Consider the following 18,227-nt stretch of genomic DNA (forward strand, 5'->3'; position numbering starts at 1 on the left):
GAATCAGCAACAGTCATTTTATCTATTGACTGTAATTATATAAGCGACGAACTAACAATAATATGAAAAAACTTTTATTACTTTTTACAATTGCTCATTTTTTGACTTCTTGTAATGGGCATGAAACAAAAAAAATGGATAATAAAATTGAAAAAATTGCAACTGAAAAAAAAGATACTATTAAAATCAACGAGATTAACTTAAATTCAAGTTTGGATAAAACATTGATTCCATTTGGCCTAAATAAGAATGATAATAATAATTCAGCATATAACTTAAATTTAGATTATGAAGAATTTTCATTTTCTCCTCAACAAAATTTTAAATTCAATGATCAGGATATTGGTAAAATAAAAAGTTTAATCATATACTATTTGAAAGAAGACAACACTGCTTTTACTTATGAATTAGAATTAGAAAACAACAATAATTGTGAATTATTAATAGGTGAATTTAATAAGATTTTCGGCAAGCACCTGTTTTATCAAAAAAATGAAAATACAAAAGAACGTCCTATATTTTTAGATGAAAACGGAGAGCAAGAAACGCGACATATAATTGAAGAACTGATACGATGGAATGATAGTCAGCATAATGTAAGCTATTTTGTGACTTATAAAAAAAACCTCACTACAAATGAAAATAAATTAACCGTAATAGCGATATGTAACATTCATAAAAAATATGCGGAATGGATAGATTTTAGAAGCCTCAGTATGGTTTTTCCAAAATAATCAAAAAATGATTGCAAAGAGGGATTTTGCATCAGGCAGTTAGTATGCCCAATTAAAATAGAGATTTATTCAAACATAAATTGATTACATCGCCACAGAAATAAGTAATCTTCCTACAAATATCAATTAGGTCTTATTTATTGATCGACTTATGAGTAGTTTAAGAGAAAATTTTAAAAATTATGAAATCAATTGAAAATTTAACAAAATTCGAGCTCGTTCAAGACGAAGAGCAAACGATACAAGGAGGATTCAATCCAATGGGTGGAATCTCGTTATCATTCTCACCTGCTCAAGGAGGAGAAAGTGGCGGTACAATCGGCGTATACTTAAATGGAAGCCATATTTCAAACACATACTTTTTTACCGAACACAATTGGGTATATACTAGTAGCTATATGTAGGCAATAATGAAATCAACTTTCCGAAATTAAAACGAGTTTTAATTTCGGAAAATTGATTTCATTGTATTTAACCACTCCAAAAAAATTCATTCAATGGAGTTTAGAACTATATCCATAAATACCTTATGATGAACAGCTGATATGAGCAACAAACATTTAAATCCAATTTATTGTATTTTTAAGGTTTTCTCCAGTACTAATCTGTGAACAAGATATTACTGACTATCTTATTTTTCACTTTTTTATATTCAAACGTTCCTCCAGCACCGCTTTGTGATGTATACGATAGGCTATCGGCACTCCAAACAAAATCTTCTGATTTAAAAAGCAATGCAAACAATTTTTTTATTTCTGAAACTTCTGTAAACGGAATCGCTAACTGATAAGAGCTAACGCCAACTGGACATTCTTTTTGACTATAACTTATTCGATTTTTAAATTGTTGCGAAAAATCACATTTTTCTCCCAAAATTTTTTGAGGTCCAATAGTATCGTAATGACAAACAAGGTAGGCATATAATGAGGAATAAGATTTGTGAGATTGTAACCAGTCAATTTTAGTCATATCGGGTTTGACAAGTACAAATCTTTGATTTTTTGATTGTGCAAATGAAAACTTACATACCAAAAGTAAAGCAATCAAAATTGTTGTCTTCATTTAGTTAGGAATTATATGGCCAATCTTAAACTCATAATAAATTGTTTCTGTAGAAACTTGAATAGATAAATAGGAAATCTTCATCATCGATATTTTTAATTTAAAGGACGGCAACTCCAGGCTTTTAATCTTATTTAAAAGCCGTTGACACTTATAAAATTAATAAATTATTTACGCAAGACCAATTTACGAAAAGATTACTCAAGTTTGTTCACCCAATCTCCTCTTTATTAATTCCAACTCTCCAGCTATGACATCTGGTCTAGAATGACTATATGGTTTAGAGAAAGGCTTGGGACTTTACTAAAAGATAGGTTGAAAACTATATTTTCTTAGCATGGAATGTAAAAAATGGTGTCTATTAGTGAATAGACATTAGTACATTAAAAATTATATTTATAAATGCTTATTAATAAATAAAATCAATATCTTAAGGTTTTTAGGTTAGTCCCTATACTTTTAAAGTAGTATCTTAGGGTGAAAAAAATTACAATATCCGGTTTTATGATGAGTTCACTTGCAAATTTCGTTTCTGAATAGAAAAAACAATTTTATACATTCGATTGACAGATGGGAAAGAAACAATATGAAAAAAATATTATCCTAATATGCTTTATTTTAGTCAAATTTCTTATTCAATATTCATTGATTGGTCCTGAATATGAATTGCAAAGAGATGAATTTTTGCATATAGATCAGGCAAACCATTTGGCCCTTGGATATTTTTCTGTTCCACCAATTACATCCTGGATTTCTTATATTATTAAATTCCTTGGAAATACTGTTTTTTGGATTAAATTCTTCCCTACACTTTTCGGGGCGTTGACAATTCTCTTGGTCTGGAAAACAATTGAAGAATTAAAAGGGAATCTTTTTGCGCTTATCTTAGGGGCAAGCTGTGTGACATTTTCAGTATTATTCAGATTAAATACCTTATTTCAACCAAACTCACTAGATGTCCTGTGTTGGACTTCACTGTTTTATTTCATTATAAAATATTTAAACAGTAATCAGACTAAATGGATATATCTCATTGCATTTACATTTGCGATTGGATTTTTAAATAAATACAATATCATTTTCCTTATTTTAGGAATTATTCCCTCTTTACTATTAACAGCTGAAAGAAAAATCTTTCGCAATAAAAACCTTTATTTTGGAATTGGATTAGCTTTCATTATAATTTCTCCAAATATAATTTGGCAATTCAATAATCATTTCCCTGTTGTCCATCATCTTCATGAACTTTCAGAGACACAGCTTGTAAATGTGGATCGTTGGAGTTTCATCCGCTCTCAATTTCTATTTTTCCCAGGAACTTTGATCGTTGTTTTTTTTGGACTTTTTGCGTTGCTAAAGCAGCAGAAATTCAAAAAATATCGTCTATTCTTTTGGGCATTCTTCATAATAATCTCAATTTTTTTGTTTTTAAAAGCTAAAGATTATTATGCGATTGGAGTTTACCCAATTTATTTTGCTTTCGGTTCAGTATATATTTCAACTTTATTAGAAAATAAAATTGGTAAAATCTTAAAACCATTATTTATCCTTTTGGTGGTTGTATGTTTCATTCCGATTTACCGTGTTGCATTTCCTAATAAAAGTCCGGAGTACATTGTCAATCATCCCGATAAATACAGAAAATTTGGAATGTTAACTTGGGAAGATGGAAAAGAGCATCAATTACCACAAGATTTCGCAGACATGTTAGGTTGGAAAGAACTTGCCAAAAAAGTGGATAGTGTTTACATGACTATTCCAAACCCAAAAAATACGTTGATATTATGTGATAATTACGGGCAAGCCGGAGCTATCAATTATTATTCAAAGAAAGGAATCCGTGCTGTAACATTCAATGCAGATTACATCAACTGGTTTGATTTTGAAATAAAATACTATCATTTAATCCGTATCAAAAATGCTTGGGAGAAAGAAAATGAATGGACAGAAACTTCTCCATATTTTGAAAATGCTCGTATTGCAGATTCGATCACGAACAAATATACTAGAGAATACGGAACAACAATTTTTTCTTTCATGAATGCCAAAATTGATATTAATGAAAGAATAAAAAAAGAGGTAGAGGACGTTAAAAACTTCCATTAAAAATCACCGTATTGCAAGAACTAAAGTCACACCAAAGGGTGCCATACTTTTACGCATACCTTTGGCCAACTGCATATCGTTATATACAACACCATGATGCCTTAACCCTCTTGACATAGCGCTGTCACAGACCTTAACTAGTTTTGTGACATATTAAGCCACTTAAAGTTTGAAAACACATTACTAAAGATAATAAATTGTGGTTGCGTATAGATCTGTTTTTAACTTAACCTTCATTGTGAATTCCTTGGTTTTATATGATATGGTGCTTTTTACGAATAATAATTTTGATCTGCAGTATTCTAATTGCCATGATTATGTCATGAAACTAATTGTCACAATTTAGTATTATATTTTAATTTATCTTCATTTCATGAAGCAACTACTAATCGTATTAACCTTATTAATTACACAATCTTGTCAAATAAGCAACCTCGGTAAAAAAGACCGCCATGCATTATATATAAATACAATTATTCCAGCGTATTCGTCACTAAAAATTTCAACTGAGGACGCGAAGTCTTTTTCGTTTGAGGTGATAATTAAATCTGATAGTACGATTCATTTAAGAACTCATGATACGGAAATTAGCATGGAAAAAGATAATAAATACGCTTTAAATGTTGACGACAGTGAAAGTGTGATATTCAAAAATTTATCAAATCGGAATAGTGTCATTAAGCTTAAGATTTTCAATCATTCTGCCAAAGTAATGCAAACCATAGATAAATTATAATATGATTCGAAATTAGAATCAAATCTCCTACAACAGACTTAAAATTTATGGAATTAAGATGAAATTATTGGTTTACTTGAAATAAAAAGAAAGGCCATAATGATAATCATTATGGCCTTTCTTTTTATTTGACGGGAGTGCCATCTGCGATCTCTTCATCTGCTTTACTGAGGAGTAACATTGCTGGATTAAGATTCCCAAATATTTCTACCTGCTCCTCAATACTGCGTCCTTTTTGTACGGGAACACGGCTTGTTTTATTGGCTATAACTGTTATTACAAAACTACCTTCACCTGAAGTGTAAATGGCTGCTTTGGGTACAACAAAAGTACTATCCTGAGAGGTTAACGGTAACTCCACCTCGGCAACCATACCGGGAAGAAGTTTGTTGTTGGTATTGTTAATGTCAATTTCAATCCTTTCTGATCTCAATTTGCTATCCAGTGCTCCTGACTTACGTGCAATCTTGCCTGTAAAATATTGTCCTGGCAAGGATTTTACGGTGAACTGCAACGGCTGTTCTGCAACCAGGAAGCCCGCATACTGTTCAGGTACAGAAACAGCTAAACGCAGCTTGCTTTGTTGCTGGATTGTCATGATCGGCATTTCCGAACCTCTACCTGCCGGTCCTACATATGCACCTTGATTAACATTCCTTGTTGCAATAACACCATCAAATGGAGCGCGTATTTCAAGATAGTTCAGCAGATTCTGCACCTCAGCATAGGCCGATTTTGCCGCCTGAAACTGGGCATAATCGGCATTCTTTTTCGCCTCTGCGACTTCCAGATCCAATCGAGCTACGGTACCTTCAACTTTACTGGTTTCAAACAATCTATCGTAAGTGCTTTTGGTAGCCGTATAAATGGCTTCTTGCGACTTTAACCTCGATTTTGCAGTTGACAACTGTGAACTTAATTCTGGAGCTTCAAGGACAGCTAACAACTGTCCCGCTTGTACCTTACTACCGATATCGACTTTTAAAGTCTGCACATAGCTACTCACTTTGGCATAAATTTCGACCTGCTGAAATCCGCTGATCTCGCCCGGTATCTGCATTTTACTTGTTAGTTTTTCCTTAGAAAGGACAAATGTTTCTATTGCTGGACTTTCTTTAGTTACTTTTTTGCCGGTTTCCTCAGCAGCAGACTGACATCCGGTTAAGTAGGCGAATAAGCCAATCGCGTATAATATTCTTAAGAAATTACTTTTCATCTGTTTAAATTATTGATATGTTTTTAAGCTCTTCAGTATAAATGAACTAATTCACCTCGATTTGAATGAATCATGATGATTTCATTTTAAAGGTTTTAATGCTGCTATATAATGTTTACTTTCTTCATCTTCCGGATCCAAAGAGATCGACTGCGTGCTACTTTTCTCTTGTATCCAAGCGAATATTAAAGGTAAAATAACAAGTACGGCGAAAGTTGAAAACAATAATCCCCCGATTACGGCACGTCCCAGCGGGGAAACTTGCTCCCCTCCTTCACCATGACCAATTGCCATTGGTAACATCCCGACAATCATAGCCAAACTGGTCATAATAATCGGACGTAGACGAAGTGAAGCCGCCTCTCGTGCCGCAGCCAATGCATTTTGATTGTGCTTACGTATATGTTCTGCGTTGGTGATCAAAAGTACTGCATTGGCGATGGACACCCCTACAGACATGATAATTCCCATATATGACTGTAGGTTAAGTGTTGAGCCCGTCAGTAAAAGCATCAATAGAGATCCAAGTACCACGGCTGGAACTGTTGTTAGGACGACCATTGAAACTTTAAAGGATTGAAAGTTTGCCGAAAGCATCAGAAATATGACTATAATCGCAATTGCTAGGCCTGCCTGTAAACTATCCATTGTTTCGCCCAATACTTTGCCCAATCCAATCTGCTCGACAGAAAGCCCACGTGGCAATTCGCCTAAAGCGACAATACTGCGCTGTACATCTTTAGAGGCTGTTTTTAGATCGGTATGATCAATATTGGCAGTCACAGAAATGTACGGCATAGCGCCTAAGTTATCGTTCTCACCATAGGTAAATGATGGCGTAATAGTTGCAATATCGCTCAGAATAGGTCGTGAAGAATTTTTTAGCAATGGAATTTCGCCAATCTCTTTTTCATCTTTCATTTTGTCTATTGGGACCTGAACTTGCACGTTATAAGATAATCCAGCTTTTTCATCAATCCAGGTATTCTTTTCCGTGTAACGAGAGGATGAAGTCGCGGCAATTAGTGAGCGCGATACCTCTGCAAGGTCAATACCAAGTTGAGCAGCGCGTACACGGTCAATTGTAATATCATAGGACGGATATTTAATGGATTGTGCCAGTTGAATATCTCTGAAGTATGCTATGGTTTTTAGTTCTTCTATTAGTTTTCCTGCGTATTTTTCATTATTCTTTTTGTTTTTACCTGCAATCCGTACTTCAACAGGTGTTGGCGAACCTTGGCTTAACACTTTGTCCGTGAGTTCGATCGGCTCAAAAGAAACCTGTACATCTGGAAGAGCAGTTTTGAGTCGATTCCGATACTCATCGCGGAAGCTATCCATATCGTGATGGTAATCTTGAAGAGCTATTTGGAAAACAGCTTCATGAGGCCCTGCCATAAACAAATAGATCGGTGATACAGAAAATTGTCCTGGATGTTGACCGATATAAACAGATGATATGCTAATATGTTCTTTACCTACCAGTTTTTCAAGTTCTGCTAATGCACGTTTCGCTTTTTCTTCCGTACGTTCAATACGGGTACCTTCGACGGCCCGTAGGCGCATTTGAAACTGGCTCGAATTCACCTTTGGAAACACATCCTGTCCAATGACGGAGAGTAAAATCACCACCAAGCTAATGGCTCCACCTAGATATACGATGGTGATGATTTTCTTTTGTTTAAACAGTTGATCAATCATGTTCATAAACCGATTTCTGAATCGTTCGAACAGACTGATTTTACCATCGTTATTAAAATCTTCGCGTTCGACTAGAATTCGCTTTTGATTTAGCGTATCTTGCTCAGATTCCACTGAAAGGCCTGTTTCCGCAAATTGCACTTCATCTGCACTCAATCCTTTAGGATTAATCTTATGTGCTCCTGCTTTATGATGATCTTTCATAAGCCAGTTAGCCATAATGGGTACAAAAGTCTGTGACAATAAGAAGGAGGTGATCATTGAAAATCCAATGGACAAAGCCAGTGGTAAGAATAAAGATCCTGGGATACCTGTCATTGTAAATGCCGGAGCGAATACAGCGAGAATACACAATAAGATCAAAAGCTTCGGAAGGGCTATTTCCTTACAGGCATCCCAGATCGCCAATGCTTTAGGTTTTCCCATGTCCAAATGTTGATGGATATTCTCTATCGTTACAGTACTTTCGTCAACCAGAATACCAATTGCCAGCGCCAATCCACTCAGTGACATGAGGTTGATGGTCTGTCCAAATAGTTTTAGGAAGAGTACTCCCGCTATAACAGAAATTGGAATTGTTAAGATAACGATCAAGGCAGCCCTTCGGTCACCTAAAAATAGTAAAACCATTAACCCGGTAAGAATAGCGCCGATTGCTCCTTCAGTGATTAGACTTTTAACAGAGTTGATAACATATACCGATTGGTCAAACTCATAGGATAATTTAACATCTTCGGGCAAGGTATTCTGAATTTTTGGAAGTGCAGCCTTCAAATTTTGTACAACTTCCCAAGTCGAAGCATCACCAGCCTTGGCAATACTGACATAGACCGATCGTTTTCCATTGACAAGCGCATAGCCTGCAGTAACATCGGCTCCATCCTTCACGCTAGCGATATCACCCAGATAAAGATTTTGGACACCGCCTTTAAAAAGGGGAATTTTCTCAAAATCTTTGACATTACGAATGGTATTATTAGTTGACGTAATGTAATTTTTATCCTTTATACGGACATTTCCCGCTGGTGCAGTCTGGTTATTAAGCTTTAACGCTTCTACGACCTGATCAGGGGTCATGTTGTGGCTACGCATCAATTCAGGATCAACATTGACCTCTATTGTCCGCGGACTACCCCCAAATGGTGGTGGGGAAATTAAACCCGGTATGGAGGTGAATGAAGCCCGTACATAAACATTGGCTAGATCCTGTAATTCATTATTCGAGCGCTTATCACTACTAAGTACCAATTGGCCTACAGGAAGTGAAGATGCATCAAACCGAATAATAAAAGGCGGTTGTGAACCCGGAGGAAATGAAGCCTGTATCCGGTTAGCGAGTGCGCTCAATTCCGCCGCTGCTTGTGCCATGTTGGTATCTTCGTAATAAGAGATCTTCATTAAAGTCAAACCTTGAATATTTTTGGTCTCAATCGACTTTACCCCATTGGCAAAAAGTAAAATATTAACGTAGTTTTTAGCAAAATAAGACTCCATCTGATCTGGAGAATAGCCTCCAAAAGGGTGCGCAATATAAATAACAGGAAGGTTCATTTTGGGTAAAATATCAACCTTAATCGTGCGTACTGCACCTATTCCAAACACAATAAGACCCATAACCAGCACAAGGATGGATATTGGCTTACGTAAGGCAAAACGTATTAAATTCATGCTTTGTTATTTATAGTTCTTTGTTAAAAATATCGAAATCTCCAGCGGAGGCGGCTTTCAGTAATAATGATTGCCAGAGGTTAATATGGACGATTTCGCGGTCTGTCTCGGCTCGATTCAGTGTATATAAAGTTTGGGTGATATCAACAAGCGTAGCCAGTCCATTTTTGTACATGGTCATCTTTTGATTATAAGCTTGTAAAGCTGCTGATACCTGTTTAGGTGCTTCAGCGTCGCTTTGCTGTGCTAATCGCATCTTAACCTCAGCAGCATCCAGCTGTGCAAAAAATTGCGCTTCCGTGGTTTGATATTCCTCACGTAAAGCATCGTTGGTGTAGCGCTGCGCACTGATTTTTTTATTCACTCGTGCAATAGATGTAATATTCCAATTGATCCCTAACCCCAAAAGATAATTTTGCCTATTGGGACGAATACCATTCCAATAGTTGCTTGTGAAGGCCTGGAGATCTGTCGCGTATTCACTTTTGAATCCAGAACCGCGTGCCTGGAATACACCAAAGGCAGACAGACTTGGTAAGTATTCTTTGCTTGATAACTTTAGCTGTTGCTCACCAACTTCAATTCGACTTCTGTAATATTGAAGTATAGGATTATTGCCTACCAGAGATACATCTACTGCAAGCGGCTGAGCTGGTGTTCTTGTCACTAACCCCGTGTCAATCTGAAGGTCTGTTGCATTGATTCCCATCAATACCGTTAATTTATTATTTTGTTCTTTCACATTTTCTCCAGCTTGATTCAAGCTGATTTTTGCACGAGAGACCTCAGCCGAAGCCAAGGTTGAATCGACACCGGGCAAAATCCCATTCTTGGCTTTAGTGGCCGCAATATTAAAAAAGACTAATGCGCGATCTAGATTTTTCTGTTGATTTTTTTGGAGACGCTGACTCGCCAGAAGATTTAAGTAAGCGGCTGCAATCCTGATCTTATGTTGAAATTGTTCTTGTTGGAGATCAATTTCTAGTCGTTTACTGTCGGCCTTACTCAATTCAATACGCTCCTTTTTACGACCAAAAGTGTAGATATCCCAATTGATGTTTGCCAGATATAGGGCTCCAAAGGCAGCATTCCAATTCTGTTCTGGAAGGGCTGCTCCTGAGGAAGCTACTCCCAGCCCCCCAAATCCGTATAATGGACCATTTTGTCCATTAATGGTTCCATAATCTTGTTGCGCTACGACGGTCAAATTAGGCCAGAAGTCGCGTTTTACTTGTTCGTTGGTCTGTAGTGAGGATTGGACATAATACGTCTTTGCCTTGATCATTCCATAATTTGCAAGACCTTGGTCTACAGCATCTCGGATAGTAAGCTTCTGTGCAAATGAGGTTGAGGTCGCAAGTGATACAGCCAATGACAACACTAAATTCAATTTCAGCATAGGTTATATATCATTTTATGGAAACGAAGATAAGCCCCAAGTACGATGCAGTATTAGTTTAAAATGATCTATAGCGTTTAAAAGTGACCAATTTAATTCGTCATTTATTTTTCGGTGGTTATAAACTTAATACTTTTACTTTGTAACAGATTTTTAACAAAAACAAGGGATTATGAGAAAGATTCTGGAGAATAAGATCATACAGGAAATCGCATTATTGATTTTCTCGTTTATCCTCTTTACTTTGAATGATTGGATTTTGATCTTGAGCTGGAAAGGCTTTTTAATGGGGTTGGTCTATTTTCTGATCTTATACATACACGCACAGGTGAACCGTTTTTTTCTGCTGCCAATTCTAATTAAAAAAAATAAAGCCATACTTTATGCGTTGTCTTCGACCGCAATACTCCTGGTTTTTGCTTTTATTCTAAAGGAAATCACGGAAAATGTAATTTATAAGAATTGCTTTCTGTACAAAAACCTCGCTCAGAAAACTTTCCATTATCAAGTTGGGGTATTGCTGGGATCGCTAGTATGTATTTTAGGAAGTATCCAATTTATCGAATTTTATCGTTTCCAGCGATTAAAAACAAGAAGAGAATTACTTTCCAATCAAACACAATTGTCTAATTTAAAAAAGCAGCTGAATCCTCACTTTTTGTTTAATACTTTAAATACAATCTATGGGATCAGTCTTAAATTTCCGGAACGTACCTCCGAACTGATTATCAAAGTATCACAATTACTACGTTATCAAATGGAAAGCAGCGACAGGGAATTTGTCTCAATGGACGATGAGATTGATTTTATATCAAGTTATATCGAATTGGAACGCGAACGTTTAGGTTATCGTACAAAAATTGATTTTGATTATCAACCAGAAGTGGGAATCAACAACCAAATTGCACCGATGCTGCTGATCACATTTATTGAGAATGCTTTTAAACATGGTACCTGTAGTATAGAAGATTGTTACGTAGCGATCTCAATAAAAATTGAAAAAGGGACCTTATATTTGCATGTACAAAATTCAGTCCCCATAAAAAAAAGGAATGTATTTTCAGCAAAAATAGGTTTAGAAAATACGGTAGCACGCTTGAAGTTATTATACCCTAATCGCTATCAATTGAATACGAATGCAAATAAGGAAGAGTTTGAGGTCTCCTTGGTCATAAATCTTTAGCAATGGATAAAAATCGCTGCATTGTGGTTGACGACGAACCAGCTGCACATTATGTATTGGTCAATTATATTGAAAGAAGCGCTGATCTGGAGTTGGTAGCCCAATGCTACAATGCATTTGAAGCGCTGGAATATATGAGAAATAATAGGGTTGATCTTATCTTTCTGGATATTGATATGCCAGAAATTACTGGGATGGAGTTTTTGAAAATGCTGGATAATCCTCCAAAAATAATACTGACAACAGCATATTCGGAATATGCTTTAGAAAGTTATAATTATGGGGTGGTCGACTATCTATTGAAACCTATATCTTTTCCTCGCTTTTTTAAAGCTTTACAACGTTTTCTATCCTACAACAATAGTGTTATTCCTTCAGAAGATGAACCTAAAACAATCAGTATCCGTATGAATGGTCGGCTTATTGAGATTAAGCTTTCACAAATTGATTTTATACAAAGTTTTGGTAACTATGTAAAAATTGTCACTCCGGCACAGACGTACCTCACCGCCATCACCACGCAACAGATTTTAAAACAATTGCCTGCCTCTAAATTTGTCCGCATCCATAAATCGTATATTGCTTCTATCAATAAGGTCAGCAAATATGAGCATGGTCTGGTGCAGATCAATAATATGAACCTTCCCGTTGGAATCACTTTTAGAAGGGAACTACAAGAAAAATTAGAAAACACATAATTCCTTATCTTATTACTAATACTTAATCGATTATTGCAATCTGTCTTTTTTAATATGAAATTAGCGGAAGTTCAAAAATGATTATTTTTACAATAATAGATGCTCAAAACACCATAAATAACCAAAACCAATTCCTTATAAAAGTACGTAATAAAGTTAATTACTTTAATACATCCCGAAAAAATAGCACTTGACGGCGCTTTATATAAACCCTCTAAAATCCATTCATTTCACAACGACGGGACGTTCTGTGATTTTCACTCCAGTATTTATATTCGTAGTTCTTGCTATGATATGCTGAAGAAATTAATTAGCAATGCTAAATGCTGTTAAAATTAGGAGTTAATCAATCCAAACATTTCGTTTTAAAAGATTTATTAATCAAGTATGCATCTAAACTATATGAATATCCATTTAAAGTTCCCAAAAGGAAACATGCGGAGGCACTTATCCATACGGAATAATCAAAAGTAGGTTTAATTCCCACAGATATTGTCATGGATACAGCAAAAATTGTTAATAAAAGACCAGATGCAAAACTGATCATTTTTGTTTTGTATCCAATAAGCATTAGCAAGGAAAAAACAATTTCTAAACCCGTGGCTATAATCGCTAAAACCTCTCCGATTGCAGGAGATACAAAGAAATTAAGTGTATTGGAGTAATCTACAAAATGTCCCCAATCTCCCCAGGAGACATTCTTACTTCCTGGATTTCCCCAAATGCCAAACCGGTCTGCTACAGCCGATAAAAAAGCAATCGCCACAGTGATGCGAACAAATAATTGAAAATACTTCTGATTCATTTTTTTAAGAATTTTATTGGTCAAAATTATATCTTACAGAAATGAAAGTAATTAAACCAGTTTAAGAAATGAGATTACTTTTTCTTTTTTTACATCATCAATAGTAGGATAAGAACATTTTTAATGTACTAACCATGAACAGAAAGACAACTTAAAATACATGAAATTGAATAAAATAAATGCATTCTCTTTTTCTAAAAAACATCCAACTTATGATTAAAAAAAGAGATAAGATCCACATATCATTGGCCTAAATAAAAATACAAAAAAAACCACATCTTACGACGTGGCTCTCTCTAAAAAATAGCGACTTATATTTCTGTATTACAAAATGTGTGACGCCCAAATGGATACAATGTATTTTTATTTGGATTGGCAGCTTAAAACGAGAATGGTGATTTTTTAAATTTGGCCAATTGAGATCTGAAATTTCCGATTGGATATTTTCATATAGAATTGATCCGGCAGTCAAAAACCCCCATTTTCAGCTAATGCTTCAAAAGAGAAAACTACTTATCTTTGATATAGAGAATCTTTTCAATTACAGTCAAATATAAAACAGACACGTATGCTCAATCTATTCAAAAAGAACAATTCTTATCCGAAAGAAACACAACCGGGAAATATCCATATCCAAGATGATCATCTTTTTTATGAAGATCATACCAATGAAGAGCGTGTTAATTTATCTATATTAAAATATGCTTACGTCGAAATTTTAGGTGAGGATCCATACCTATTTTTGTTCGACTACAGACAACACTACATTCCCATTCTGCAAAATGGTTTTTCTAAAATCTATCCACAACTATCTGAACGTTTTGGCTTTGACAATGCATTATTCTTTAAAATCATAAATAGCAAAAAGGAACAGAAACATCGTATTTGGATTGATAAAAAGGAAACAAATTATCAAATACTTACAGACCGACACAGCGACTATATTGATGGCCTTGAAGTACAAACAACTCCCCCTCTATTTGTTTCTTGGGATACATCATACGAAGAATTCTTAAAACTGAATATTGGTCATTTGTACGAATCAGAGTTTGAAACGAGCTACTTTAAAATCGATTATCCTGTTCGAATAGGTTCTTTAGTTATAAATAATCTGGAGTTTTATTACGATGAAAACGATCGTCAAAATATTGCTGTTCAATCTTATTTTACAACATTATATGCTGACTCGAATAGCGATAAAAGTTATTACGAATTGCGTAAACTTTGGCTGGAAGAAATTCCTACTGACATCGAAAATGCGGGATACGAACGGGACGATCAAAAATACCTAACATTTGATTTAGATGGCATAGGTTTGTCGATCTGTTATACTTATGATGTAGATAGTCAATATGATGACGGCGGAACATCATTATCGATTAATAATTATAGGGATTATTCGGAAGTAATTGCACGTGACACAATTGAATTAAACCCAGAAACGACAAAAATTCTATCGTTTGAAACCTGGTTAGATTTTCAGCCCGATTATAAAAATAATGCTCATGTTATCGCCGTACCACAATTATTGAATGAAAATGCCCAATATCACAATGCCGTGTGGCTAGCAAATGATCACACATTTGGTTTTACGGGAGATCAATATGCTATTCAGTTTAATCGTACTGATATAAGTCAAATTATTGTACAAAATGTGTTACCTGCAAAAGGTGGTGGTTATGTCGAATTTTTTGTTCGATTAAAATCTGATGATTTAGTGGCAATTTATTACGGCGAACAAAATGCATTGGATGCCTATGTGCAACCTTTACAAGAGCTTTTGGGCATTGAAGTGCTAACACCAGAGCCTTATTACAATTGCTAATCGAGATTGAAATTTTACAGTTGAAGAAATTCCTTGAAATATGATTGCAAAATCACACAACAAATTGCTTTTCAAAAAAGTTCAGACAGCAAACAGTTTTACCCAACATGAAGGTACTTGAAAAGGACATAATAGCAATTTTCGCTAGTCCTCGCTCCTCTTTATGTAACTGTCCTTCAGATCATTTTGACTAAGTATGTGTTAGAACCAAATATTTCAATTTCTAAAATTTAATCAAAACGCAGACTTTATTAATAATAAGCTGGCTTTAATCGACAGGTTATAATAAGAGATTTCTCCCATCATAAAATAAACTGTGCGAGCATCAGCTTTTATTTGAGCAGACTATAGCGACCGACTGATATCCACGACATTGAATATCTGATCGACATCATCGAGAATAATCGTAAAATCTGGATATCTATCCTTATCGGTATTTAGAGAATGTAAGGTAAGTATTCCTTTCTCAACATCATGATCGATAATTTCTTTGATAATGACACCTTCGTAGCGGTGGACAATAACCCAATAGCGATATTTATGGGTATGAAATTTAGATTGCCACAATTCTCTTTTTATCAAACGTCCAGTAACGATATCGCCATCCAAAACACTTGCATCCGTTCCATCTGTCATACTGTCGCCACTGACTTCAAAAGAACGATATATACCACGGTGGAACTCATTGACCGTAATAAAATGTGCAGGTAAATCATCCATATATTCAGAATCGGAAAAACCTGATAAATAACCCGCTTTTGCCTTCTCCGTCACTAATTTGGTTTGCATCAAATAGCGACCAGGGGAAACTTCAAAAAAGATATTATTTTTATTTTCATCCATGAATTTCACTTCATCCGAAAAATAACCGATGGATTTACCGTTGCCCACATGCATCATAGAAACAGAACCTGACTGAACAGCAAATTCACGCTTCTCACGTTCTCCACTATTATGCACCAACCAATCATAATTGACCTTCGGAAAGGCATTTTCTATGCGCGTCTTCATCGTAAGACCAATTGGATATTCGCCTTTTTTAATACGTGAATAGACTTGCTCTCTTACACCTAAAATAGCTGCAAATTCACGATTGGTCACCTTCATTTCCAATCGTAATACCTCAAAATTATTACTTAGGTATAATTCCATGATTTTCATAGTATTTAACAATTGTTACACAATAACATAACAAGCTGAGACTAAGTTACACAATCTAGTTAACCTTAACAAATAATTTGCAACAAAAAACACATAAAACACTCTATTTCAATATATTAATTGTAAACAAAAAAGTTTATAATTTTCAATATTAGTGTTATAACAGCCTATAATTAATTGCAAAAAATCTTGCAAGTTTAACTTTAATGTTTAACTTTGTTTAACATTTGAAATTCCATTTAAATATTATAGCAATATATAAGTCAAAAATAAGATTATGAAAATAAAATCAGCACCACTAGCATTAGCCACACGACCTAATAATCTGCTCATCCGGAATCATGGATCACAATTCCAGTCCAGATCATCATCAAGTGTCCGATTATGACAGCTTTGTATTCCGCTAACTGAATTATAAAACGATTAACAATTAAAAACATGAACACATTATATCATTCTTTTATTATGAACTTTTTGACAGAAAATCATCCGGAAGTTCTAAAAACGATCAATAAGATGTATGAACCTGATTTGTCCAAAATTCATGCGGTACTTGACTGCTACTGTGCTTTTGTGGGTATCAATCCTGTGCAGATCAGAGGTGAATATATCAACTATAAAGATATCCAACATCGCTATAAAGCCATATCGGTTGTATTAAGAATCTTTCAACCTGAAAAATTAGTATTATTAAAAACCAAGGTTAAAAGCTCCATTTATAAGGAAACTTTACCTTATTTAAATATCAGCAACGATACTTTACAAAAATCTATTATCTGCGCATGTAATCAATACGATCTCTACAGTGATTTTAAAAAAGAAATCAAACAGATCGCAAATTATTATCTCATTCATAGCCGATTTAATAGTAACTAAATAAGTAATATCGTTATGTGAAATTACCTAATCAGAAATTGATTATAACAGCACGGCTCATAGATAAAGTATAATATGCATTTATTTCTAAAAATAAACCAGGAATTTAATCAGAAAAACCATTTACACTGCCCATACAGAAACCGCCTTCAAGAAATAATAAAAGACCATCTTATCAAACTGTAAGTGGTCTTTTTATTTTATGAAGCATAATTATTTAATCTTTTTCTTTAGCCAGCGGAACCAAAGAAATATCAGAATAATTAAGGCTGCGAAAAACCAGATAAAAAAGTGGTATTCCGGCTTACTTACCTGCTTTGACGAAACTTTTTTAAAAGCAACTCTTTGTTTTGCCAAATGGGATGCTTGTTTTTTTTCAGAGTAATTTATATCTTCTGTCCGATTTACTAATTGCATTGTATTGGATCGCTCGATTTCATGAATAATGACTTTTCCTTTACCCATTCGAACGTTTCCATTTTTTTCCAGCGTAATATCTTCTCCTTCAAATTCTGTTTTAGACTCACCATCTAACTTAGCAAATGATTGTACATTCACATTCCTTTTTATTTGAGCTTGGTGATCATACCGGAAATCTCCCTGCATTGTTGTGCCAGCTTCATACTTTTGTGATTCTACTGCCTTCGATTTTTTCCTTAAGAGACCGCAGCTACTCACCAGTAACATGATGACGATCAATTTTAATATTTTTTTCATTTTTCATCCTCCTTAATTCAATCTGTAACTCGTTATAAAGCTTTTTGAGGTCGTCGTATTCGATCTGTAAATTCGTTAATGTCTTTGCACAAAAAGCTTTTTCATCATTAACTAGCTCCAGTGCTTCATTCAATTCTTCAATTGCAGCACGCAACTGTTCAATGTTTTTCTCCAGATGATCTGCATAACTGGCCCATTTATCTATGACTTTACCTGCATTTTCAACATTGGTGGCTTCCACCTCTGCTTTTTGTTTTGGACGCCCAACGAGATAACCGCAGATTCCAGTAATCAACGGAGCTCCAAACCGCTCTAATAATTCTACCAATTCCATATA

The 18,227-nt window shown here is 34.9% G+C and carries 15 protein-coding genes; 7 read left to right on the forward strand and 8 right to left on the reverse strand.

Features of this window, described 5'->3' with window-relative positions; genetic code table 11:
* Positions 1-62 precede the first annotated feature (62 nt).
* Together ACFS6I_RS00295 and ACFS6I_RS00300 are read left to right on the forward strand one after the other, a co-directional pair.
* Positions 63-734, forward strand: coding sequence for a hypothetical protein (locus ACFS6I_RS00295; RefSeq protein ID WP_380917303.1), 672 nt, complete (start codon positions 63-65; stop codon positions 732-734).
* A gap of 182 nt (positions 735-916) precedes the next feature.
* Complete coding sequence (locus ACFS6I_RS00300) at positions 917-1,138, forward strand: hypothetical protein (RefSeq protein WP_168126068.1); 222 nt, start codon at positions 917-919, stop codon at positions 1,136-1,138.
* A 196-nt stretch (positions 1,139-1,334) separates the two neighbouring features.
* Here the strand turns inward: ACFS6I_RS00300 and ACFS6I_RS00305 are convergent, their stop codons facing one another.
* The gene (locus ACFS6I_RS00305) at positions 1,335-1,796 is read right to left on the reverse strand and encodes a hypothetical protein (protein ID WP_380917305.1); all 462 of its coding nucleotides are present in this window, start codon (positions 1,794-1,796) and stop codon (positions 1,335-1,337) included.
* 570 nt (positions 1,797-2,366) lie between these two features.
* Between ACFS6I_RS00305 and ACFS6I_RS00310 the strand changes: the two genes are divergently transcribed.
* The gene (locus tag ACFS6I_RS00310) at positions 2,367-3,902 is read left to right on the forward strand and encodes an ArnT family glycosyltransferase (protein WP_380917307.1); all 1,536 of its coding nucleotides are present in this window, start codon (positions 2,367-2,369) and stop codon (positions 3,900-3,902) included.
* Between the two features lie 860 nt (positions 3,903-4,762).
* On the opposite strand, the gene ACFS6I_RS00315 is transcribed toward ACFS6I_RS00310, so the two are convergent.
* The 3 genes from ACFS6I_RS00315 to ACFS6I_RS00325 form a co-directional block, all read right to left on the reverse strand.
* On the reverse strand, positions 4,763-5,854 hold the full coding sequence (locus ACFS6I_RS00315) for an efflux RND transporter periplasmic adaptor subunit (protein WP_380917309.1): 1,092 nt from the start codon (positions 5,852-5,854) through the stop codon (positions 4,763-4,765).
* Positions 5,855-5,935: 81 nt separating this feature from the next.
* Positions 5,936-9,226 (reverse strand): efflux RND transporter permease subunit, encoded by a 3,291-nt coding sequence (locus tag ACFS6I_RS00320; RefSeq protein WP_168126064.1) that lies wholly within the window; start codon positions 9,224-9,226, stop codon positions 5,936-5,938.
* 10 nt (positions 9,227-9,236) lie between these two features.
* A complete protein-coding gene (locus ACFS6I_RS00325; RefSeq protein ID WP_380917312.1) occupies positions 9,237-10,625 on the reverse strand; it encodes a TolC family protein in 1,389 nt (462 codons plus the stop codon).
* Positions 10,626-10,797: 172 nt separating this feature from the next.
* On the opposite strand from ACFS6I_RS00325, the gene ACFS6I_RS00330 reads away from it, so the two are divergent.
* A complete protein-coding gene (locus tag ACFS6I_RS00330; RefSeq protein ID WP_315398753.1) occupies positions 10,798-11,808 on the forward strand; it encodes a sensor histidine kinase in 1,011 nt (336 codons plus the stop codon).
* Positions 11,809-11,810: 2 nt separating this feature from the next.
* The gene (locus ACFS6I_RS00335) at positions 11,811-12,506 is read left to right on the forward strand and encodes a LytR/AlgR family response regulator transcription factor (RefSeq protein ID WP_380917315.1); all 696 of its coding nucleotides are present in this window, start codon (positions 11,811-11,813) and stop codon (positions 12,504-12,506) included.
* Between the two features lie 346 nt (positions 12,507-12,852).
* Here ACFS6I_RS00335 and ACFS6I_RS00340 read toward each other — a convergent pair whose 3' ends face one another.
* The gene (locus tag ACFS6I_RS00340; RefSeq protein ID WP_380917317.1) at positions 12,853-13,311 is read right to left on the reverse strand and encodes a DoxX family membrane protein; all 459 of its coding nucleotides are present in this window, start codon (positions 13,309-13,311) and stop codon (positions 12,853-12,855) included.
* Between the two features lie 568 nt (positions 13,312-13,879).
* Between ACFS6I_RS00340 and ACFS6I_RS00345 the strand changes: the two genes are divergently transcribed.
* Entirely contained in the window at positions 13,880-15,136 is a 1,257-nt protein-coding gene (locus ACFS6I_RS00345) for a hypothetical protein (protein WP_380917319.1), read from the forward strand.
* 345 nt (positions 15,137-15,481) lie between these two features.
* Here ACFS6I_RS00345 and ACFS6I_RS00350 read toward each other — a convergent pair whose 3' ends face one another.
* On the reverse strand, positions 15,482-16,288 hold the full coding sequence (locus tag ACFS6I_RS00350; protein ID WP_132771406.1) for a helix-turn-helix domain-containing protein: 807 nt from the start codon (positions 16,286-16,288) through the stop codon (positions 15,482-15,484).
* A gap of 447 nt (positions 16,289-16,735) precedes the next feature.
* On the opposite strand from ACFS6I_RS00350, the gene ACFS6I_RS00355 reads away from it, so the two are divergent.
* Positions 16,736-17,173 carry a hypothetical protein gene (locus ACFS6I_RS00355; RefSeq protein ID WP_132771405.1) on the forward strand — a complete coding sequence of 146 codons (438 nt, stop codon included), beginning with the start codon at positions 16,736-16,738 and terminating at the stop codon, positions 17,171-17,173.
* A gap of 213 nt (positions 17,174-17,386) precedes the next feature.
* Here the strand turns inward: ACFS6I_RS00355 and ACFS6I_RS00360 are convergent, their stop codons facing one another.
* Positions 17,387-17,890, reverse strand: a complete 504-nt coding sequence (locus ACFS6I_RS00360) for a hypothetical protein (RefSeq protein WP_380917322.1) — start codon at positions 17,888-17,890, stop codon at positions 17,387-17,389.
* Positions 17,844-18,224, reverse strand: coding sequence for a hypothetical protein (locus tag ACFS6I_RS00365; RefSeq protein WP_380917324.1), 381 nt, complete (start codon positions 18,222-18,224; stop codon positions 17,844-17,846). Before ACFS6I_RS00365 ends, ACFS6I_RS00360 begins: the two co-directional genes overlap by 47 nt.
* Positions 18,225-18,227 lie beyond the last annotated feature (3 nt).

Source organism: Sphingobacterium anhuiense, assembly GCF_042686355.1.
In the GTDB taxonomy this organism is placed as follows: domain Bacteria; phylum Bacteroidota; class Bacteroidia; order Sphingobacteriales; family Sphingobacteriaceae; genus Sphingobacterium; species Sphingobacterium anhuiense.